We start from the raw sequence: 20,850 nt of genomic DNA on the forward strand, positions 1-20,850 counted from the left end.
ACCGCCGACGCCTTTCCGGCGCCGGCCATACAATTAAACGAAGGCGCACGCCGCTGGCGCATGCGACCTTCCTCACGAGGAAAGATCATGGCCAATCATCCCCGTCCTGCCTGGCAGCTGCGCACCTTGCGCTGGTCCGCATACACCATCGTTTTCCTGCTATTGCTGGCGCTGGTCAGCTGGCTCGCCCTGCCGTCGCTGGTGAAGAAGGTCGCGATCGAACAGACGCAGGAAAAAATCGGCCGCAAGCTCGATATCGGCGAACTCAGTTTCAATCCATTCCTGCTTGCGTTGCGCGTGCATGACGTCACGCTGTATGAGCCGGACCAGAAGACTGCCGCCTTCAGCGCCAAGGAACTGGTGGTCAACGCGTCCTCCACTTCCGCGCTGCGCCTGGCCGCCATCCTCGACGAAATTCAGCTGGTCGAACCCAAGGTCCATATCGTTCGCCTGAGCGACGAAGGTATCGGTCGCTACAATTTCTCCGACATCATCGACCGCGTGCTGGCGATGCCCAAGAGCGAGGGCCAAACGCTGTTTTCGCTGGCCAACGTCCAATTGCAGAATGGCGCCATCCTGTTCGACGACAAGGTCAGCGGCAAGACCATCGACATCCGTGCGCTGAACATCGGCGTACCTTTCGTCTCCAACCTGCCGCGCAACATCGACACCTTCGTGCAACCGGTGCTGTCGATGACCGTCAACGGCACGCCGTTCTCGCTCAAGGGTCGCAGCAAACTCTTCGCCAGTTCGCTCGACACCACGCTGGCGATCGATATCGACAAGCTGGACGTCGCCAGCTATCTGCCCTTCTCGCCCGTTGCGCTGCCGGTCAAACTGGAAAGCGCGAAGCTCTCCACGCGACTGGACCTGACTTTCAGCCGCGACAAGGACAAACCGCAGATCGGCCTCGATGGTGACTTCACACTGGCCGACATTTCGGTGCAGGAGAAGAATGCCGCGCCACTCATCAAGATCGGTTCGGTGTCCGCCAAGATCGACAAGCTCGATCTGCTCAAGCTGAGCGGCGTAATTGACCAGATTGCCATCGACAAGCCGCAAATCTGGGCCGACATGAATGCCCGCGGAGAAATCAACTGGACTCGCATCGGCAAGAACGACACCCGGGCCAAACCCGCGGCATCTGCCAAGAAACCAGCAACCACCGCATCCGCGCCTGCAACCGCCCCCAAGACCGAAGCGAAAGACGCAGCGGCACCCGCCATCACTATCCGCAAACTGCTGGTGCGCGACGGCAGCGTGCAATGGACCGATGACGCCAACGCATCGCCGCGCCAGACTGTTCATCTGGACAAGATCACGGTCGACGCCGAAGAAGTCTCCACGCTGGCCGACGCCAAGCCGGCCAAACTTGCGCTGTCACTTACCGAAAACGGCAAAGGCGAAATCGGTTTCACCGGCGCATTGGCGCCGCTCAAAGGTGAAGTCAACGGCACCGCGACCCTGAAGGCGATCCAACTGAGCGGCTATCAAAACTATCTCAATCGCTCGCTCAACGGTGCGCTCAGCGGCCAGGTTTCAGGCAGCACCGAGGTGCAGGTTGCCGGCGGTCAGGTCAAGCTCGGCAAACTGGGCGTCGAAATCACCGACCTTAAACTGTCGCCCAAGACCAAGTCCGCCGCCGGCGTCATCGGTGCCAAAACCATCGCGCTCGACAACGCCACCATCGACTTGCTGGGCCGCAAAGCCGACGCGGACGCCTTCCGCATCGTCGGCCTCAATGGCGATCTGCGCCGCGACGCCAAGGGTGCGTTGAACCTGCAAGAGTTGCTGGCGGCGCCGGGAAGCAAACCCGCGACAGTCAACGTCAGCGAGCCTGCCAAAGAACCAGCCGTCGCATCCGCTGCCCCCGCAAAGAAACCAAGCGCCAATACCGCCGCCATCGCCTGGCAAGCACGTCTGCGCAGCCTGTCGATCAGCAACAGCAATATTTCCTACGAAGACAGCGGCGTGACGCCGACACAGAAGCTGCGCATCGAAGCTCTCGACCTCAAGGTCGACAACCTCTCCAGCCAACTCGACCAGACCAGCAAGCTGTCGCTGCAGGCCACGCTGAACAAGAACGGCAAGCTGTCCGTGACCGGCCAGGCGGCGCCGCAACTCAAGACCGTGGATCTTGCGCTGGATGCGCAGAACCTGCCGATCGCACCGTTCCAGACCTATTTCACCGACTACCTCAACGTCACGCTGACCAGCGGCACGCTCAGCACCAAGGGCAAGCTGGCGCTGACGCCGCCGGTCAACAAACAGGCGCTGGCGCTGCAATACAACGGCTCGGCCAGCCTCAATAATTTCCGCGTGCTGGACAAGCTGTCGTCGAGCGACTTCCTGCGCTGGCGCACGCTGAACCTGCAAGGCATCAACGCCAAAATCGGCGGCAAACCCTTGGTCACGCTGGAAAAAATCGCGCTGTCCGATTTCTATGCGCGCGCCATCCTGTCCGACCAGGGCAAGCTCAACCTGCAGGACATCGTGGTCTCCAAGGAAGCGCCGCGCAGCTCGGTCACTTCGCCCGAAACCAGCCCTGACAAGCCGTCGACGACCGTTGCCAAGACCACCACCTCGACCGCGCCGGTCACGCCCGCCGCGCCCGATCCCAACGCACCGGTGATCCGCATCGGCCAGACCGTCCTGCAGAGCGGCAACATCAACTTTACCGACAACTTCGTCAAGCCGAACTACACGGTCAATATGACCGGCATGGGCGGCACCATCGGCAGCATCGCCTCCGACAAGCCTCAACCGGCCACCATCGATTTGCGCGGCAAGGTCGACAACGATGCGCCGCTGCAGATATCGGGTTCGCTCAATCCCCTGTTCAAACCGATGTTCCTCGACATCAAGGCCAGCGCCAACGGCGTCCAGCTGCCGCGCCTGACGCCCTATTCAGCAAAATATGCCGGCTACCCGATCACCAAGGGCAAGCTGTCGATGGACGTGCAATACAAGATCGAGAACGACAAGCTGGTGGCGCAGAACGACGTGCGCATTGAACAGTTAACCTTCGGCGACCATGTCGACGGCCCCAACGTCACCAAGCTGCCGGTGATGCTGGCGGTGTCGCTGCTCAAGGACCGCGACGGCACCATCAATCTGAACCTGCCGATTTCCGGCTCGCTGTCCGATCCGCAATTCTCGATCGGCGGCATCATCATGCGCGTCTTCGTCAACCTGATCGTCAAGGCCGTCACGTCGCCGTTCGCGCTGATCAGCTCGATGTTCGGCAGTGGCGGCGGCGACGCCGAGCTCAGCTACATCGAATTCGAGCCGGGCTCTTCCGAGATCACTGCCGACATCCGCAAGAAGCTCGACACCCTTGGCTACGCCCTGCACCAGCGCCCGGCGTTGAAGATCGACGTCATGGGCCGTGCCGATCCAGCAGTCGACGACGCCGGCCTGCGCCAGGAAGTCCTCAACCGCAAGATGCGCGCATTGAAGCGCAAGGACGTCATCGAGAAGGAAGGCCAGCCGGCCGGCAAGGACAACAGTCTCAGCGACGCTGATCGCACCAAGTACATGGAAAAGATCTACAAGGACGAGAAATTCAAGAAGCCGCGTAACGTCGTAGGCCTTGCAAAATCCCTGCCGCCCGAAGAGATGCAGAAGCTGATCGTCGACAACACGCCGGTCACCGAAGACGACCTGCGCAACCTGGCCCAGCGCCGTGCGGACGTGGTGCGCAATTATCTGCAGGACCAGAGCATCATCTCGGCCGACCGCATCTTCCTGATCGCTCCCAAGCTCACGGCCGAAGGCATCAAGGACAAGGGACAGGGCAGCCGGGTCGACCTGAGCCTGCAGCAGTAAGGCAACACCAGCGGCAGCGGCGCGCCTTGGCTCTTGATAATCGGGCGGGCCGCCCCCACACTGAGTTATAATGCAAGTCTGCATGGGGCCGACTTGGTTTCGACGTGGGTTGCAAAGCAGCGCAGGGCATACCGAGGACTGACTACCTCGTAAATACAATCAGACAAGATATAACTGCAAACGATAACTCGTACGCACAAGCGGCTTAATACCCGCTTGCTCTACACTACTTCTTCCTTGGGGTAGGCTGGTAAAACAGCAGTAGAGTCATTTACAAGGAATCGCTTTGAATCGGGTCACTTGATTCAAGGCTAAATCTAAGGTGACTCGCCTTAACGAAGCGTGCGCGTCCGCGTCGTTCGGGTTAAATCAAATGGCAGCGCTAAGTATGTAGAACTGTCTGTAGAGTGCTTGCGGACGCGGGTTCGATTCCCGCCGGCTCCACCACCAATACAAAAGGTCACCCGCAAGGGTGGCCTTTTTTATTGGTAATGCGCAGAGGATCGAATCCGCGTCCGATACGGGCGCGGGGCGAGTCCGGGGTTGCGTGAAGCACCGCTTCGCGCAGGACGAGCCGGTTTGGCTTGCAAGCCAAACCGCGGGAGATTCCCGCCGGCTCCACCACCAATACAAAAGGTCACCCGCAAGGGTGGCCTTTTTTATTGGTAATGCGCAGAGGATCGAATCCGCGTCCGGCACGGACGCGGGGCGAGTCCGGGGTTGCGTGAAGCACCGCTTCGCGCAGGGCGAGCCGGTTTGGCTTGCAAGCCAAACCGCGGGGATTTCCCCAAGGAATTACATGAGAAAATTACTGAAGAGACATCAGCAGCGCACGACGCTTTCGTCGACAACGCGTAGTTCATCGCCCGCTTCTCGCGCAACAGTAAACTCGGCTGCAAAATACGCCGCTCGCCGCGCTTCATACTCGGCACGCAGGCGCACGTAGCGTCGCTCGGCAATGACTTGCTGAAAAATGAACACCAGGCCGGCCAGCACCAATGCAAGTGCGGCCAGCGTTGCGCCCAGGAATGGCGCGGTTGCAAATGAAATCATCGATTGTCCCCCCGGACAAATCCGCTTGCGCGGCACCACAATAAGTCTTTGTTTTGAAAACATTATACCCATCAGAATGTTTCCTGCGCATTAAAAATTTTCTATGAAACAGGCACGTGCCGTAGTCTTTATCTTTCTTGCAACTTCATAAAAAATCCGCCACATGGGCGGACTTCAAAAAACCGGCCGAAAAAGCTCGGAAAACGCTTGTGTCATGACTGACCAGGCACACCTGCGAAATAATCGCTTCATGCGTGCACTGCAGGCAAGCCATGCTCCACGCGCATCTGGTTCTTCGCTGCCAGCAATTCAGCGCCAAGAGCGTCAAGATCGACGCCGGATTTGCGTGCCTTGGGGAACATCTCAGTTTCCTCTTCTTCGACGTGATGTTCGATCTGCTCACCCAGCACCTTGATCTTCGCATCGAACATCGGATCGCTGGGCTTCAACTCGCCGAGTTGGCGGATCAGGTCTTTGGCACCCTCGTGCTCGACTTCCGCTTCGTTCATCAGATCGTCGTCGTCGATCTTTTGACGGATGCGCGGATAAAAAATCTTTTCCTCGATTTCCATGTGAATCAGCAATGCTCCGCAGACTTCCCGGGCGATGTCCATTTTCTGTTCGTCGCTGGCGCGGTCTTTTTTCTTTTCATATTCGTCGAACAGTTCCTTGGCTTCCTTGTGATCCGATTTCAGTAACGCGATGGCGTCTTGGCTAGTGGCGTTCACTTGTCTCTCCGATGGTGATAAGCGCACACATATGCGCCGTGTCATTATTAAGCGGAGCACCGTCGCGGCGCGATCAGAAAATCCCCCCTCCTCGTGTAGGCGCAGGTGAAGCAATATATGATCGTGCATCCCCCCTCTTCGGAAACATCGCAAAACTCTCTCGCCCCGCCCCTATGCCCGCCAACAAACAACCTGCCGCTGCAGTCCGTGAATTGCCGTTCCAGCCGCCGTTCGACTGGGAGCGTCTGTTGCGCTTCTTCGGCGGACGCGCGACGGCCGGCGTGGAAGCGGTGGAAGGTGGCGTGTACCTGCGCGCCATCGAATGGAGAGGCGATCAGGGGGCACTGGCCGTGTCGCGCCATCCCGACAAGGATTGCCTGGTCGCCGTGATCAACGGCAAGGCCGGCCGTCACGCCGACGCGCTGGTCGCACCGCTCAGCCGGATGTTCGACCTGCAGACGGACATCAAACACATCCGCAAACACCTCGCGAACGATCCATGGCTGGCGCCGCTGTTCAAGGCGGCGCCGGGCCTGCGCGTTCCAGGCGCATGGTCGGCATTCGAACTGGTCGTGCGCACCATCGTCGGCCAGCAAGTCAGCGTGAAAGCGGCGACCACCATCGTGGGCCGTCTGGTTGAACGCGCCGGAGAACGCATCGAAGGCCATCCGCACGCCGCAACCGCATGGCGCTTCCCGACGCCGCACGCGCTGGCTGCGGTCGACCTCACGGCCATCGGCATGCCCGGCAAACGCGTCGCCGCGCTGCAGGGTTTCGCCCATGCAGTGGCGCAAGGCGACGTGCCGGTAGACGATCCTCACGTCGATACGGCCGACTTGCGCAAGGCCTTGCTCGGCTTGCCCGGCATCGGCCCGTGGACCGTTGAATACGTCGCCATGCGCGCGTGGCGCGATGCCGATGCCTGGCCGGCTTCCGACCTTGTGCTGATGCAGGCGATCGTTGATCGCGATCCGCACTTGCTCAAGCTTGCACACCAAAAAGCCCGCGCGGAAATCTGGCGGCCGTGGCGCGCCTACGTCGCGATGCATCTGTGGAATGAGATCGCCGACCGCATGGGCCATGCGCGCGGCGGCTGACATCCTCGTCGTTTTCTGACGAAAGTGATGCTGAATTGATTGCCCATCGGCAGCATCCTTTACATTTCGATACAAAGCTCTCCCCCTTCTCGTCGGCTTCACGGAACCCATTCGAATAATTTCGACTCCATTATTCAGCGACATACGACTTTGTATGTTTGCCCGACTTGCTTCGTTCTCAGCCGCACTTACCCACCCGTGTTCCGCCAGCGTTTCATCCGCGTGGAAACAAGTCACGGGATAACCTGACCATAATGGAGAGAATCATCGGACAAGCTTGCATAAAAATAATGTCAATCTTCGGTACGCGACCGGAAGCAATCAAAATGGCGCCCTTGCTGAAAGCACTGCAAGCCGCACCAGGCATCGATTCCCAGGTATGCGTTACCGGCCAGCATCGACAGATGTTGCAGCAGGTGCTTGCCTTGTTCGACATCCGGACCGATCACAACCTGGATGTGATGGAACCCGATCAGACGCTCAACAGTTTGAGTTCGCGCCTGTTCAGCGGCCTCGACGGCTTGCTGGAGCAGGCGCAGCCCGATCGCGTGCTGGTGCACGGTGACACCACCACGGCCATGGTCGCGGCGCTGGCCGCGTTTCATCGTCGCATCCCGGTGGCACATGTGGAAGCCGGGCTGCGCACGCGCGACCTCACGCAACCGTGCCCGGAGGAAATGAATCGCCGCACCATCGACGTGGTCAGCGACATGATGTTCGCTCCCACTCTGCAGGCACAACGCAACCTGCTCGAAGAAACCTTGCAGGGCCGCATCTTCGTCACCGGCAACACCGTGATTGACGCCTTGCACATGACTGTGGCGAAACTGCAGGACGACGCCTCGCTGCGTGCACGTATCGACGCACAGCTGCCGGCCCTGCGACCCGGACGCAAAGTATTGCTGGTCACCGGTCACCGGCGCGAGAATTTCGGTGATGGATTTCGCAACATCTGCAGCGCGCTGGCATCGCTGGCGCAGCGCAACGACCTTGAGATCGTCTATCCGGTGCATCTGAATCCCAGCGTGCTGGGGCCGGTGATGGAGTCGCTTTCCGGCCGCGCCAACATCCACCTGATCGAGCCGCTCGATTACCTTCAGTTCGTGCGGCTGATGCAGCGCGCGGACATCATCCTCACCGACTCCGGCGGCGTGCAGGAAGAGGCGCCCTCACTAGGTAAGCCGGTGCTGGTCATGCGCGACGTCACCGAACGCCCCGAAGCTGTCGCAGCCGGCACGGTGCAACTGGTCGGCACGCACACCTTGCACATCGTGCATGCGGTATCGGCCCTGCTCAACGACGACGCTCTGCGCCGAAGCTATTCGCGTCGCCACAATCCGTATGGCGACGGCAATGCATCGGCGCGCATCGTGGCAGCGGTGTCGGGTCATCGCGTCGAAGAATTCACCGACGGGCAGGAACGTGTGCGCACTGCTCCCCTGCGCCGTGATTTCACGCTCACTGCATCTCGCCCGCAATAGATCACCGACTCTGAACAAAACGATTTTCTGCAACCAAATCTTGTCTGCGGAGGTCGTACAAAAAATAGCCCAGCCGCCTACAGCGCCCGCCGCTGAAGGGATACAACCGCACACCCCCGTCGCTGTGCGGTTTCCGGCCAAGACTTCACGTCACAGGAACCCATGAATACAGACCGTCCTACAACAATACTTCGCCAGGTCTTACGCGCCATTTCGCTGATGCCGATATGCGCCCCTTTTCTGATTTCCTCTCCTGCATATTCCGCACCCGCGGGCGGTGTCGCCGCAGCATTCCGCCAGCTCAGCGACGACACCTGGATCACGCGCAAGGAGACGCTTTCCAGTCTCGGCTTCACCACACCGCTGGTGCTTGCGTCGAATGACAGCAGTCGCGAAATCTATCTTCCCGTCCCCGCCAATGTGCCGCTGTCCGACGCCGCCCTGAACATGCGCGCCGGTTATCTGCGCGCCGACGGCGGACGGACCACGATGGTGCTGGCGGTGGATACCTATCCCGCCGCAGCGCGCTCCATGACCGCCGATCAAGGCGACGCCGGCATGACGCTGGGCATCGATGGCGCGCCCCGCGCCAACGGCTTCGTCAAACTCGGTGTGAACTGGACCACGATGCTGGCGGGCCAGACCAATTGCTCCGATCCACGCACACCGGGAAACGTATTGCGCGTGGCGCCGGAATCGAGCTTCAGCTACCGCTACGACAGCAAGGCCATTGCTGACCTACGCACCGCCTGGGGCGCCTTGCCGGCGGTGACGGCCATCATGGTCGGCAGCAAGCACCTGTCGGCGCAGTCGTATGACACCGCCTGGCGCATCGGCGTGGCTCTGGAGCGCGCCGGCAAGCACAGCACCGTCACCGTCATGCCAGCGATCGGAGACAGCATTGACCTTGGCCGCCTGAATATACCCGCCGCGCTGCGCAGCGTTCCCGCCTTTGCGGCGCTCACCGGCAGTGGCCGCCACACGCTCAAGGACCAGGCCGAGATCGGCGCGCTGCTGGCGCTTGGTCAGAATGGCGCCGATGCGCAATTGCGCGGCGACATCGTGGTCGGTGATCCTGCCTTGCTCAACGCCATCTCGACAGCTTTGAATGCCTTGCAGGAACAATTGCGCAGCACTGCGCCGGACGCGGTCGATACTTTCCGCGAATGGCGCAAGCGCCTTGAACCGGACACTACCGGCCTCGATCCGAAAGAGTTGCGACTGGTGTCGGCATTCGGCCGTCCGGTGATCCTGGTGGCGCCGCAGGCGGGCGCAAACTTCGCCGGCCTGTTCGATAATTTCTGGCGCAACATCAGCGGTGCGCCGGCATTGACCGTGCGCGCCGTGCATCGCCCGCACAGCGAAGAAGCCTTCATCCTGCTCAAGAATCTGGGCGGCGTCCCGGGCAGCTTCGACGTCATGAGCCGTGCCGACTGGACCGCCTCGTTCGACATCGCCGAAGTCGCCAGCGACGGCCGCGTGCCGTCCGAACTGGTGCTCGACGTCTCGGCCGCTCCTGGCGCCGGACGCACTCCGCCGGTGGTATCGGTCTCGCTCAACGACGTCTTGCTGGGCGCGAAACATCTGCAAGCCGACGGACGGCCCGAACGGATTGTCGCCAAGATTCCGGCGAATGCTCTGGCGGCGCAAAACCAGTTGAAGGTCGCCTTCGTGCGTCAGCCATCGAGCGACAACTGCCGCGAGACACCACAGGCATTCCCGGTAGCCGTGCTGGCGTCGAGCCACCTCAAGCTCGGCAAGGCACGCACCGACGCCAACTTCACCGGCATGGTCAGACGTTTCGCCGGCGGCGCCGACATCGTGCTGCCGCAGGCTTACCTCGCACATGCCGACAGCACGCTGCAAAACGTCATCATGCTGGCTGCCAGCACCGGCTTGCCGCCGGCCAACAGCAAGCTGGTTGTGGCGGAAGACGGCAAGGAAATCTCTCCCGGAAATCATTTCCTGGCGTTGGATGTCCCGCTCAAGGAAAGCAAGCACATGATCGAGGTCAGCGGCAACACGCTGGTACTCAACGACAGCTCGCACAAGCCCCTGCTCGACGTCAGCGGACTCAATCGCTTCGGCGCGCTGGAAGTGGTGAAAGTCGGCGGCAAGGAAGGCGTGGTCTATCGCAGCGTCGGCCCGCAAGCGCCGGTGCTGGAACGTCCCTTCCAGCTTTCAAGCGGTAATGTGGCTGCAGTCAGCGGCAGCGGCCTCTTGTCCGAGATCAATACGGACGACACTGCCGGCCGCGACTCGGTGCAGGATGCTCCGCGCCTGAACGTGTCCGACGTGCTGTGGTGGGCGGTGCCGTTGTTCATCGTCGCCTTGTTCATCATGATGCTGGTGCTGGCCAATCGCGTGCGTCGCCGTCACCTGGCGCGCCAGGAGGCAGAGAAGCACACCGCTGAGCGCGACGACACGCCGACGCCACCGCACGACCCGTCCTGACGGTAGCGAGGACTTATGTTCAGCACCGCCAATGCCACGGCCCAGCTGGATTTCCTGACGGCGAATTATTACGCCGCGCTGGAAATCTCGGCTGCGATGGTGGCCATCGTCATCCTGATTTCCGCCGCTGACGATTTTTTCTTCGACGTCTGGTACTGGACACGCCGCCTGTACCGGAAATTCACCATCGAACGCAAGGCCACGCCGCTGACCGTCGCGCAACTGCGCGAACGCGATGAACAGCCGATCGCCATCATGGTGCCGGCCTGGCTGGAATACGACGTCATCGCGCAGATGATCGAAAACATGGTGGCGGTACTAGACTACCGCCGTTACGTGGTGTTCGTCGGCACCTATGTCAACGACCGCGCCACCATCGAACAGGTCGAACGCATGCGCGGACGCTACAAGCAATTGCATCGCGTCGAGGTACCTCACGCCGGACCAACCTGCAAAGCGGACTGCCTCAACTGGGTGGTCAAGGCGATCTTCGCTTACGAGCGTGCACGCGACATGGAATTCGCCGGCGTGGTGTTGCACGACAGCGAAGACGTGCTGCATCCGTTGGAGCTGAAATTCTTCAACTACCTGCTGCCGCGCAAGGACATGATCCAGCTGCCGGTGGCGTCGCTCGAACGTGAATGGTATGAACTGGTGGCGGGCACCTACATGGACGAGTTCGCTGAGAGCCATGCCAAGGACATGCTGGTGCGCGAAAGCGTGGCCGGCTCGGTGCCGTCCGCCGGCGTCGGCACTTGCTTCTCACGTCGCGCCTTGCTCGGCCTGCAGGCGGAGACCGGCGGCGAGCCATTCAACACCGCCAGCCTGACCGAAGATTATGAAGTCGGCACGCGGCTGTCACAGATGGGCATGCAGACCATCTTTGCGCGCTTCCCGGTGCAGTTCACGGTGCAGCGCAAGCCGTGGTTCAGCGATGGTGCGGGCAAGACGCACTCGCTGGAAGTACCGCTCAGCGTGCGCGAGTATTTTCCCGACACCTTCCGCCAGGCCTATCGCCAGAAAGCGCGCTGGGTGCTCGGCATCGGCTTGCAGAGCTGGGAGCAGATCGGCTGGAAGGGCTCGCTGGCGGCGCGCTATTTGCTGCTGCGTGATCGCAAGGGCATCGTCACCGCCTTCGTCAGCATGCTGGCATATGTGCTGGCGCTGCAGTTCATGCTGTTCTCGGCGGCGACTTCTTTCCATCTCTGGCAGATTTTCTACCCGCCCTTGCTGGCCGGCGACGGCTGGTGGCGCACTGTGCTGCTGCTCAATGCGCTGGCGATGGTCAATCGCCTCGGGCATCGTTATTACTTCACGGCGCAGTTGTACGGCTGGCGGCACGGGCTGATGTCGCTGCCGCGCATGGTGGTGTCGAACTTCGTCAACTTCATGGCGGTGGCGCGCGCATGGCGCCTGTTCCTGCTGTATCTGTTTGCCGGCAAGGCACTGGCCTGGGACAAGACCATGCATGATTTTCCGAGCGAAGACCGATTGGCGGTGCCGCGTCGCCGTCTCGGCGACCTGCTCAAGACCTGGCAGGCGGTCGATGACGCCACGCTGGAACGAGCACTGGAAGAACAACGTCGCACCCATCTCCCACTTGGTACCGTCATGGTGTCGCACGGCTGGCTCGACGAAGAAACGCTGGCCGAGGCGCTCGCCTATCAGGAAAACCTGCCGCGCGTACGACTCGACAAGGACACCGTCGAGCAGCACGCCCCCGCCCTGCCCGGCGAAATCGCCACGCGCCTGCGCGCGCTGTACATCGGCGAAGAGACCATCGGCGATCGCCATGTGGCGCGCATTGCAGTGGCCAGCGCGCTCAGCGACGAGGCGCGCGCGGAACTCGAAGCCGCACTCGGTCTGCCGCCGTTTCCGATGGTTGCGCGCGAATCGGAAATCGCGGCCGGCCTGCGCCTGCTGCACGGTCAGCACAATGCTTTCGACAAGAATCAGACTGAAGCCGGGGTGCCGCTACTGGGCGACCTGCTGATTGGCGGTGGCCTGCTGTCGCGCGCCGTATTCGACGCCGCGATGCAACGCTACCAGCCGGACCGGCACGGCCGCATCGGCGACTACCTGGTGGCGCAATCGGTGATTTCACGCGACGCCATTGAACAAGCCGTACGCGAACAGCGCCGCTTGTTCCAGCGCAACGACGGGCAGGCAGCATGACGATCCTCCACAGATTCAGACTTGGCGCCGCACTGGCCATACTGCTCGCGCCTGCGGTAGTCCATGCACAAATGCGCGTAGTGCCGCTGCCCTTGAGCGGCCCAGCCTATGCACTGGCGCAGGACGCTTATCGTGCTTCGGCGCGCGGCGACTACCGGCACGCCGAAGCGCAATTGCGCGAAGCAATACGGCTGCGTCCCGACGTCGCCGCGCTGCGTGAACAACTGCAAAAGATCCGGCAGGAGCAAACCCGGTCCCGCGACAAGCCAAGCACGGTGCGCGACGCCGGCTATCGGGACGCCAACGCCGCCTTCACCGCTTATGGCCGCAAGGACTATCGGAATGCGGTGCGACTGGCGCGCGATGCTGCGGATAAGGCGCCCGACAACACTGCCTATTGGCTGTTGTTGGGCAATGCGCTGATCGCCGACGATCGCTATGAAGATGCCGATCGCTCTCTGGATGAAGGCGCCGGCAAGGTCGTCGGCAACACGACGCTGCGGCAGCGTCGCGATGAAGTCCGACGTGAACTCGCGGCCCGCGCCGCGGCGAAAGCATTCAATGCGCGTCGCAACGATGATGGCGCGGGCGAACTCGCCGCCATCCGCGACGCCGTCGGCTATGCACCCAGCAATCTCTCGTACCGGTTGATGCTGATCGTGGCGTTGCTGCGCGGCGAGCAATGGGATGAGGCCATCGTTGCAGCATCCGATGCACATGCGCGTGAAGCGACACAAGCTGCACCGCTCCTTCTGCGTGGTTACGCCTATCAGCGCCTGGGAAAAGATGCAGCAGCGAACGAAGACTTTTCATCGGCCGCCACGCTAGCCGGCAATGACGAACGCGACAACGTGCAGCGCTTCATTTCCGACACGCAGAAATCGCGCACGACGCTGGCGCGCAACCTGCCGACGCCTGAGCTGGATTGCTCCAACCCCGCAGCTTGTCGGGTATTGGCCGGCCAGCCTCCCCGTGATCGCGGCTATGACGAGGCGACGCTGGCCTACCAGGCGCTCGACAGCAAGGACTATGTCGCAGCATCCATGCATGCGCGCAAGGCCATCGCGGCCGCACCGCAGAATCGGGACTACCGCGTGTTGCTGCTGGATGCATTGACCGATGCCAACGACTTCGCTGCAGCAGAACAAGCTGCAAACGACGCGTTGGCGCAAGGCCAAGGCCAGGATGCCGTGCTTCTGGCGCAGCGCGGCGCAATCCGTGAACGATTGGGCAAAGCCGCCGCTGCACGCGAGGACTATGCTGAAGCGCTGGCGTTGGGCGGCCTGCCGCCGACAATGCAGATCGATTTGCTGGCGCATCTGAATCGTCGCACTGAAGCGCGCAAGGTCTTCGATGAAGCGCGACGCTCCGGTGCGTTGGATCAGCTGAGTCCACTGGAATTGGCCTATCTCGCCAGCAGCGCCGGCGACGACGCGGCCGCACATGCCGCTTTCAGCGAGGCTGACCGCTCCGGAAAACTTCCTGACCAGGCGCTGGACGACGCCGCCTTCGCGGCAACGCGGGCGCATGATGATCGCAGCGCGCTGGCGTATTTCAAGCGCAGCATCGATGCCGCCAACGACACCAATCCTGCAAACAAAAGCGCACAACAACAATTCGACACACGCCGCGCCGTATCAACCATCGACCGCGAATTCGGTTTCATCGCATCACTTACGCGCAGCGGCGGCGGCCCCAGCGCAGGCAGCGCGGCCGCAGCAGGCGCGCAACCCGGCGCCTCGGGCAACAACGGCAGCTTGCAAGCAGGAGCCGAAGCATACTGGCGGCCGTTCGGCTACCGCAACGGCAGCACGGTTGAAATATTCGGACGCGTGTTCCAGACTTTGCAGGATAAGAGCCGCGGCGCTACCGGCACGCAAACGGCGCAAGCCACCGTGGGAGCGCGCTGGAAACCGTGGAGCAGCCAGAACGTGGTGGTCTCGTTCGGCCGCCTGATCCCCATCGGATCGCAGGCGAGCAGCGACTGGCTGGCCCAACTGGCATATTCGGACGGTATCGGCACCGACTTGCGCGTCGACCGCCTCTCATGGTGGACCACGCAATGGTATGCCGAGGCCGGCCACTATCTGCAGCATCCGCAGACTTATGGGCTGGCTTCGCTGCAGGCGGGGCGCAGCTTCCGCCTCGACGGGGTGGACCCGCGGCTGGTGGTGTTTCCGCATCTGACACTCAATACCGACTACAACTCGCTGAATCAACAACGCAGCGCGACCGGCATCGGTCCGGGCGTCAATCTGCGATACTGGTTCCGCGAAGATGCCTATCACGCGCCGCGTTCCTACGTGGAAGTCTCATTGCAATATCGCATGAAGATCAGCGGCGACGAACGCGCGCGCGGGTTCTTCATGACGACCACGCTGTCTTATTGAGCGACCGGAGGACGTTTGACTTTTACCATCAACGGATTGCGCACCGCCACGCTGGCCATCGCTGCAGCATTGCTGCTGGCTGCCTGCGCCGGTTGCAATTCTGCGCCGGAACCGGTGCAGGTCGGAGGCGTCGTCTGGCAACCCGACAACGCCACCATCGCGCCGCGCGGCAACTGGGACCGCCTCGGCGCAAGTGAACTGCTGGTGCAATGGACGGCGGTCGACGGCACGGCCTTCGTCCCAGGCAGCGCCATGCCTACCGCCGCCAAGCTTCCCGATTGGGAGCGCATTGCCAGGGAGCCGTGGGCACGCGACGTCATCGTCGGTCTGGCCGGTCGCTTTGATGAGAAAGCCGCGCGCGCCGATATCGAACAACTCGCCGCCGACTCCGCCAGACTGGCCGCCTTGCCGACACCTCTGCATGTGACGGGCTGGTACTTCCCGGTGGAAATCGATCCGACCTGGCAAGAAGCGCCACGGCTGGCGGCGCTCCTCGCCAAGTTGCCGCGACCGCTATGGATCACCGTGTACGACAGCGCCAACGTCGGCCCCGACGCGCTGGCAGACGGCCTGCTCAAGTGGCTGCCGCCTGACGTCGGCGTATTTTTCCAGGACGGTGTCGGCGTGTATGCGCGCGAGCCGCGTGTTGCGCTTCACTACATCGAGGTGCTGTCCAAAAGGCTCGGCCAAGCGCGCGTGCGCGTAATCGCGGAAATGTTCCGGCCGTTGCCGGGCGGCGGATTCCGCAGCGCCACCGCGGAAGAGATCCGGCCACAGCTGCATACCTATCACGGCTATCGCGTGTCGCTCTTCGACGGGCCGCATTACCTGCCGGACAGGCTGGTGGAGCAACTGCGCCGGCCGTAACGATTAATTTTCTGACAACAACTCACGCTCTTTTTACGCGGACAATCCGCAGCGTTGCAAAATCACGCCAGGAATTCTGTAACCTTCTGCAACCGTCGCGCTATTTGTCGTGCCGGACGCCGCCAACAGAATATAATGGCGCACATCTTTTGCACTACAGCTGAGGCCATGAGCTCCGAATTCCACCAACTCTCAGAGAAAGTCGCGCAACTCGCCGCAATGACGCAATCGCTGCGCCGTGAAAACGCCGACCTGCGTCTTAACGTTGCGGCCCTGACCACCGAAAACGCGGAATTGTCGCAGCGTATGGACGAAGCGCATCAGCGCGTCGCTGCGCTGCTGGAAAAACTCCCGGTCGCAGCGCCGACGCTGGTCGACAATGAAGAGGAGACAGCATGATGCAAATCAACGTTTCCATCATGGGCCACGCCTACACCTTGGTGTGCAAGGAAGATGAAGAAGCCACGCTGCGCCAAGCGGTGGCTTACCTCGATGAAAAAATGTGCGCGATCCGCGACACCGGCAAGATCAAGGGCAACGATCGCATCGCCGTGATGGCCGCGCTCGGCATTGCCGCCGAACTGCTGTCGACCCAACCCGGCGGCGACGGCACCTTCGCCGGGCTGACGGTGGCGGAGTGGAAGCAAAGCATCGCGTCCATGCATAGCGTGCTCGACGATGCACTGGCGCCGCAGGAAAAATTGTTCTGACGGCTTCCGGATTACTCTTCATATCCTCTGTTTTCTTGCGCGCGTGCACTCATGCACGCGCCGCAAACGCCCCTCCCTCCTGTCCAATTATTGATCCACGAGAAACGGTTTGGCCCGGCATTTTAATGTGCACGGATGTTGCCTCACGCGTATGAAAGATTTACAGCTGTCACAGAGTGAAAATACCTCCGCTTTTTTACGCAAAGGCTTTGACAAGAATCCCGAATAGAGTAGACTTAAGTCTCCTGCCGTGTTCGCGAATGCTTATATTCCTTGAACCATTTATGTGCACAGGCTGTGGGATTTTGTTTGGTGGGCGTGAGCGTCGCTAGTCCGATGAACCCGAAATTAAACTAACTGCAGCCAACTTGAACCGCTTGGTTCAGGATGCCAGCATAGCGGCACAGGCGGGACTGAATTACTAAGGCGACTGTAGAAATACAGTCGCTTTTTTTATGCCTGCGCGGAATCGGAAATGTGAATGAGGAAGGATGGCATGCGCGACAAGGCGCATGCCAGGACGTCAATGACTGACGTCAGTCGTTGCGTTTCTTCGCGGCGGCCTTGCGCTCCTGGCCGACTTCGGCGATGGCGTCCTGGAATTCGGTGACGTCTTCAAAGCTTTTGTAGACCGACGCGAAACGGATGTACGCGATCTTGTCCAGACGCTTCAACTCACGCATCACCAGCTCGCCGACCTGCCCCGACACCACTTCGCGGGCGCCGCTGGACAACAGTTTTTCCTGGATGCTCTGAATTGCCGCATCGACCGCTTCGGCCGACACCGGACGCTTGCGCAACGCCAGCATCAGGCTGGCGCGCAATTTGGAAGGATCGAACTCGCTGCGGCTGCCGTTCTTCTTGACGATGACGGGCATCGTCAGTTCGATGCGCTCATACGTCGTGAAACGCTTGTCGCAATTGGCGCAACGGCGACGACGGCGGATCGCGTCCCCCTCTTCGGAGAGGCGCGTGTCCAACACGGGCGTGTCGTCATGATTGCAGAACGGACATTTCATAGAGGCAAATCGAAGCAGACTACAGGTTGGATACCGGAGACCATCTTACTGCGCCTGCAGCCTTCGCAACAGCGAAGGCCGCAGGATCAAACAATTACCTTGTTACTTCATTGCCTTGCTTGCCGATTACGCTGCATAGACCGGGAAGGCATCAGTCAACTTCTTGACTTCAGCCTTCACGCGTTCGATGGTTGCTGCGTCATGCGGATTGTCCAGCACGTCGGCGATCAGGTTGGCAACCTGTTCCGCTTCGGCTTCCTTGAAACCGCGAGTAGTCATCGCCGGGCTGCCCAGACGAATACCGGAAGTCACGAATGGCTTCTCAGGATCGTTAGGAATGCCATTCTTGTTGCAGGTCATGTGGGCCGAACCCAGAATCGCTTCGGCTTCCTTGCCGGTCAGATTCTTCGGACGCAGATCCACCAGCATCACGTGCGATTCGGTACGACCGGAGACGATGCGCAGACCGCGCTTGATCAGCGTCTTGGCCAGCACATCGGCGTTCTTCACGACTTGCTGTTGATACTCCTTGAACTCAGGTGACAGCGCTTCCTTGAATGCCACGGCCTTGCCGGCGATGACGTGCATCAGCGGACCGCCCTGGATGCCCGGGAAGATCGCGGAGTTGATGGCCTTTTCGTGCTCGGCCTTCATCAGGATGATGCCGCCGCGTGGACCGCGCAGCGACTTATGCGTAGTCGAAGTGACGAAGTCGGCGTGCGGCACAGGGTTAGGATAAACGCCTGCAGCGATCAGACCGGCGTAGTGCGCCATGTCGACCATGAAGTAAGCGCCGACTTCCTTGGCGATCTTGGCGAAACGTTCGAAGTCGATGCGCAGCGCGTAAGCGGAGGCGCCGGCGATGATCAGCTTCGGCTTCTTTTCGCGCGCCAGTGCTTCCATGGCTTCGTAGTCGATTTCTTCCTTGTCGTTCAGGCCGTAGGACACCACGTTGAACCACTTGCCGGACATGTTCAATGCCATGCCGTGGGTAAGGTGACCGCCTTCAGCCAGCGACATGCCCATGATGGTGTCGCCCGGCTTGAGCATGGCGAAGAACACGCCCTGGTTGGCTTGCGAACCGGAGTTCGGTTGCACGTTGGCGGCTTCGGCGCCGAACAGCTTCTTGAGACGATCGATGGCCAGTTGCTCGGCCATGTCGACGAACTCACAGCCGCCGTAGTAACGCTTGCCCGGATAGCCTTCGGCGTACTTGTTGGTCAGTTGCGTGCCTTGCGCTTCCATGACTGCAGGCGAGGTGTAGTTTTCGGAAGCGATCAGCTCGATATGTTCTTGCTGACGGACGTTTTCCTTCTGGATGACGGACCACAGTTCCGGGTCGACATTCGCGATGGTGTGATTCTTTGCAAACATGATTTCTCCAATGGATAAGGGTGCGCCTGAAGCACATCAGCCGGTAGCGCCTAAAAACGCCTGGTAGCGCCAAAAACACAATAGGCAATGCCGACTTGAGGACTTCCAAATCGAATGAGGGCCAGGATGAATAAGGGAATTGCAGGCAGCCTCAATCGTTCTTTCCATTCAGGGCTGCCCAGGCGCACGGCTAATGAAATCTCACGCTTCCCGATGGATACCCATCTTGTGCCGGAACAAGGTCCCGGTTTTTCGCCAGTCACGTGAGACGAAATGGTCTGGGCATTGTAAGGGATGCCTCAGGATTCGGCAAGATTTGCCTAATACCCGGGCCAGGAAAGCGTTGCATCTCGCGCAGCGGCGCTTTGGGCTACAATTTCGGGTTATTGATGCAAACATGCATCGTCCTACGCCAACAGGGAGAATTACAGATGATCGTTTTGATTACAGGTGCAACAGCCGGTTTCGGCGCCGAAATGGCGCGCAAGTTCGTCCAAAATGGTCACAAGATCATCGCCACCGGCCGCCGCAAGGACCGCCTCGACGCCTTGGCCGCCGAATTCGGCGCCGACAAGGTACTGCCGCTGGTGCTGGACGTCACCGACAAGAATTCGATCAAGAGCGCCCTCGCGTCGCTGCCGCAAGGCTGGCAGGACATCGACGTACTGATCAACAACGCCGGTCTGGCGCTGGGCCTCGAGCCGGCCCACCAAGTGGCGCTGGAAGACTGGGAAACCATGATCGACACCAACGTCAAGGGCTTGGTCACGGTCACCCATCACATCCTGCCGAACATGGTCAAGCGCGGCACCGGCACCATCATCAACCTCGGCTCGATCGCCGGCGCCTATCCATATCCGGGCGGCAATGTTTATGGCGCCACCAAGGCATTCGTCGATCAGTTCACGCTGAACCTGCGCGCTGATCTGGTCGGCACCGGCGTGCGCGCCACCAATCTGGCGCCAGGCCTGTGTGGCGGCACCGAGTTCTCCAACGTACGCTTCAAGGGCAACGACGGCGCCGCCGCCAAGGTCTATGAAGGCACCACGCCGCTGACCGCCGTCGATATCGCCGAAGCCGCTTTCTGGGTCGCCACGCTGCCGGCGCACGTCAATATCAACTACATCGAACTGATGCCAACTTGCCAAGGTTTCGGTCCGTTGAACATCAAACGCACCCAGTAAAAACGCGCCTCAATGTCCGATTCAACCAATAAAAACAATAGCAGCAACAGCGTCGGCAGCAGTAACAGCAACGACGCTTTTTCGTGGCCGGTCCGGGTCTACTATGAAGACACCGACACCGGCGGCGTCGTGTTTTATGCCAACTACCTCAAGTTCTTTGAGCGCGCGCGCACCGAATGGCTGCGCGCGCTGGGCTTTTCCCAGCAGGCACTGGTCGAATCGAGCGGCCTGATCTTCGTGGTCAAGAGCACCGCGGTGGACTACTTTGCGCCCGCGCGCCTTGACGATGAACTGAAATTGACCGTCGTGGTCGAACAGTTCCGCAACGCGTCCATGTCTTTTGTACAAGAGGCCTGGCGCCTCCAGGGAACAGAACAAACATTGCTGGCGCGCGGCCAAATCAAGATTGCCTGCGTCAATGCCGCCAACTTCCGGCCCCAGGCCATTCCGGAAGAAATGCTGGCCCGCCTCAAGGGAAATTTATAATTCA

15 protein-coding genes, 2 other RNA genes and 1 riboswitch are annotated in these 20,850 nt (G+C 60.7%); of the genes, 13 read left to right on the forward strand and 4 right to left on the reverse strand.

Annotated elements, in window-relative coordinates; genetic code table 11:
- The first annotated feature begins 87 nt into the window (after positions 1–87).
- Entirely contained in the window at positions 88–3,828 is a 3,741-nt protein-coding gene (locus ACIROW_RS07605) for a DUF748 domain-containing protein (RefSeq protein ID WP_402273680.1), read from the forward strand.
- Positions 3,829–3,912: 84 nt separating this feature from the next.
- Positions 3,913–4,275, forward strand: a transfer-messenger RNA (tmRNA) gene (ssrA, locus tag ACIROW_RS07610).
- A 375-nt stretch (positions 4,276–4,650) separates the two neighbouring features.
- Here the strand turns inward: ssrA and ACIROW_RS07615 are convergent.
- Positions 4,651–4,953, reverse strand: coding sequence for a hypothetical protein (locus ACIROW_RS07615; protein ID WP_402273682.1), 303 nt, complete (start codon positions 4,951–4,953; stop codon positions 4,651–4,653).
- Positions 4,954–5,129: 176 nt separating this feature from the next.
- A complete protein-coding gene (locus tag ACIROW_RS07620) occupies positions 5,130–5,609 on the reverse strand; it encodes a hemerythrin domain-containing protein (protein ID WP_402273684.1) in 480 nt (159 codons plus the stop codon).
- Between the two features lie 173 nt (positions 5,610–5,782).
- On the opposite strand from ACIROW_RS07620, the gene ACIROW_RS07625 reads away from it, so the two are divergent.
- The 9 genes from ACIROW_RS07625 to ssrS all read left to right on the forward strand — a co-directional run bounded on the left by ACIROW_RS07625 (position 5,783) and on the right by ssrS (position 17,200).
- Positions 5,783–6,706 carry a DNA-3-methyladenine glycosylase family protein gene (locus ACIROW_RS07625; protein ID WP_402273687.1) on the forward strand — a complete coding sequence of 308 codons (924 nt, stop codon included), beginning with the start codon at positions 5,783–5,785 and terminating at the stop codon, positions 6,704–6,706.
- Between the two features lie 290 nt (positions 6,707–6,996).
- Positions 6,997–8,187, forward strand: coding sequence for a non-hydrolyzing UDP-N-acetylglucosamine 2-epimerase (wecB, locus tag ACIROW_RS07630; RefSeq protein WP_402273689.1), 1,191 nt, complete (start codon positions 6,997–6,999; stop codon positions 8,185–8,187).
- Positions 8,188–8,349: 162 nt separating this feature from the next.
- Positions 8,350–10,641: a hypothetical protein gene (locus tag ACIROW_RS07635; RefSeq protein WP_402273691.1), complete on the forward strand. Its 2,292-nt coding sequence runs from the start codon at positions 8,350–8,352 to the stop codon at positions 10,639–10,641.
- A 15-nt stretch (positions 10,642–10,656) separates the two neighbouring features.
- A complete protein-coding gene (locus tag ACIROW_RS07640) occupies positions 10,657–12,816 on the forward strand; it encodes a glycosyl transferase family protein (RefSeq protein WP_402273693.1) in 2,160 nt (719 codons plus the stop codon).
- Positions 12,813–15,206 (forward strand): tetratricopeptide repeat protein, encoded by a 2,394-nt coding sequence (locus ACIROW_RS07645; RefSeq protein ID WP_402273696.1) that lies wholly within the window; start codon positions 12,813–12,815, stop codon positions 15,204–15,206. The genes ACIROW_RS07640 and ACIROW_RS07645 overlap by 4 nt, the downstream gene beginning before the upstream one ends.
- A 15-nt stretch (positions 15,207–15,221) precedes the next feature.
- Entirely contained in the window at positions 15,222–16,073 is an 852-nt protein-coding gene (locus tag ACIROW_RS07650) for a hypothetical protein (protein WP_402273698.1), read from the forward strand.
- A 168-nt stretch (positions 16,074–16,241) separates the two neighbouring features.
- Positions 16,242–16,472 carry a DUF904 domain-containing protein gene (locus tag ACIROW_RS07655; protein ID WP_402273701.1) on the forward strand — a complete coding sequence of 77 codons (231 nt, stop codon included), beginning with the start codon at positions 16,242–16,244 and terminating at the stop codon, positions 16,470–16,472.
- Complete coding sequence (locus ACIROW_RS07660; RefSeq protein ID WP_402273703.1) at positions 16,469–16,783, forward strand: cell division protein ZapA; 315 nt, start codon at positions 16,469–16,471, stop codon at positions 16,781–16,783. Before ACIROW_RS07655 ends, ACIROW_RS07660 begins: the two co-directional genes overlap by 4 nt.
- 239 nt (positions 16,784–17,022) lie before the next feature.
- Positions 17,023–17,200: non-coding RNA, 6S RNA (ssrS, locus tag ACIROW_RS07665), on the forward strand.
- Between the two features lie 119 nt (positions 17,201–17,319).
- Here the strand turns inward: ssrS and nrdR are convergent.
- Together nrdR and glyA are read right to left on the reverse strand one after the other, a co-directional pair.
- Positions 17,320–17,802, reverse strand: a complete 483-nt coding sequence (gene nrdR, locus ACIROW_RS07670) for a transcriptional regulator NrdR (RefSeq protein ID WP_053200704.1) — start codon at positions 17,800–17,802, stop codon at positions 17,320–17,322.
- Between the two features lie 126 nt (positions 17,803–17,928).
- Positions 17,929–19,176 carry a serine hydroxymethyltransferase gene (glyA, locus tag ACIROW_RS07675; RefSeq protein ID WP_402273707.1) on the reverse strand — a complete coding sequence of 416 codons (1,248 nt, stop codon included), beginning with the start codon at positions 19,174–19,176 and terminating at the stop codon, positions 17,929–17,931.
- Positions 19,177–19,345: 169 nt separating this feature from the next.
- Positions 19,346–19,449, reverse strand: a riboswitch (ZMP/ZTP riboswitch).
- A 158-nt stretch (positions 19,450–19,607) separates the two neighbouring features.
- Here glyA and ACIROW_RS07680 point away from each other — a divergent pair.
- The gene (locus ACIROW_RS07680) at positions 19,608–20,360 is read left to right on the forward strand and encodes an SDR family oxidoreductase (protein ID WP_402273709.1); all 753 of its coding nucleotides are present in this window, start codon (positions 19,608–19,610) and stop codon (positions 20,358–20,360) included.
- Between the two features lie 12 nt (positions 20,361–20,372).
- A complete protein-coding gene (ybgC, locus tag ACIROW_RS07685; protein ID WP_402273711.1) occupies positions 20,373–20,846 on the forward strand; it encodes a tol-pal system-associated acyl-CoA thioesterase in 474 nt (157 codons plus the stop codon).
- Positions 20,847–20,850: the final 4 nt, after the last annotated feature.

Source organism: Herbaspirillum sp. NPDC101397 (assembly GCF_044767325.1).
Lineage (GTDB): Bacteria > Pseudomonadota > Gammaproteobacteria > Burkholderiales > Burkholderiaceae_D > Herbaspirillum.

What these genes read in the sequence shown, in the direction of transcription:
- ACIROW_RS07605 (WP_402273680.1), top strand. Translation starts at nt 88, where the DNA reads ATGGCCAATCATCCCCGTCCTGCCTGGCAGCTGCGCACCTTGCGCTGG.
- ACIROW_RS07615 (WP_402273682.1), bottom strand. Translation starts at nt 4,953, where the DNA reads ATGGGTATAATGTTTTCAAAACAAAGACTTATTGTGGTGCCGCGCAAG.
- ACIROW_RS07625 (WP_402273687.1), top strand. Translation starts at nt 5,783, where the DNA reads ATGCCCGCCAACAAACAACCTGCCGCTGCAGTCCGTGAATTGCCGTTC.
- wecB (WP_402273689.1), top strand. Translation starts at nt 6,997, where the DNA reads ATGTCAATCTTCGGTACGCGACCGGAAGCAATCAAAATGGCGCCCTTG.
- ACIROW_RS07635 (WP_402273691.1), top strand. Translation starts at nt 8,350, where the DNA reads ATGAATACAGACCGTCCTACAACAATACTTCGCCAGGTCTTACGCGCC.
- ACIROW_RS07640 (WP_402273693.1), top strand. Translation starts at nt 10,657, where the DNA reads ATGTTCAGCACCGCCAATGCCACGGCCCAGCTGGATTTCCTGACGGCG.
- ACIROW_RS07645 (WP_402273696.1), top strand. Translation starts at nt 12,813, where the DNA reads ATGACGATCCTCCACAGATTCAGACTTGGCGCCGCACTGGCCATACTG.
- ACIROW_RS07655 (WP_402273701.1), top strand. Translation starts at nt 16,242, where the DNA reads ATGAGCTCCGAATTCCACCAACTCTCAGAGAAAGTCGCGCAACTCGCC.
- ACIROW_RS07660 (WP_402273703.1), top strand. Translation starts at nt 16,469, where the DNA reads ATGATGCAAATCAACGTTTCCATCATGGGCCACGCCTACACCTTGGTG.
- nrdR (WP_053200704.1), bottom strand. Translation starts at nt 17,802, where the DNA reads ATGAAATGTCCGTTCTGCAATCATGACGACACGCCCGTGTTGGACACG.
- glyA (WP_402273707.1), bottom strand. Translation starts at nt 19,176, where the DNA reads ATGTTTGCAAAGAATCACACCATCGCGAATGTCGACCCGGAACTGTGG.
- ACIROW_RS07680 (WP_402273709.1), top strand. Translation starts at nt 19,608, where the DNA reads ATGATCGTTTTGATTACAGGTGCAACAGCCGGTTTCGGCGCCGAAATG.
- ybgC (WP_402273711.1), top strand. Translation starts at nt 20,373, where the DNA reads ATGTCCGATTCAACCAATAAAAACAATAGCAGCAACAGCGTCGGCAGC.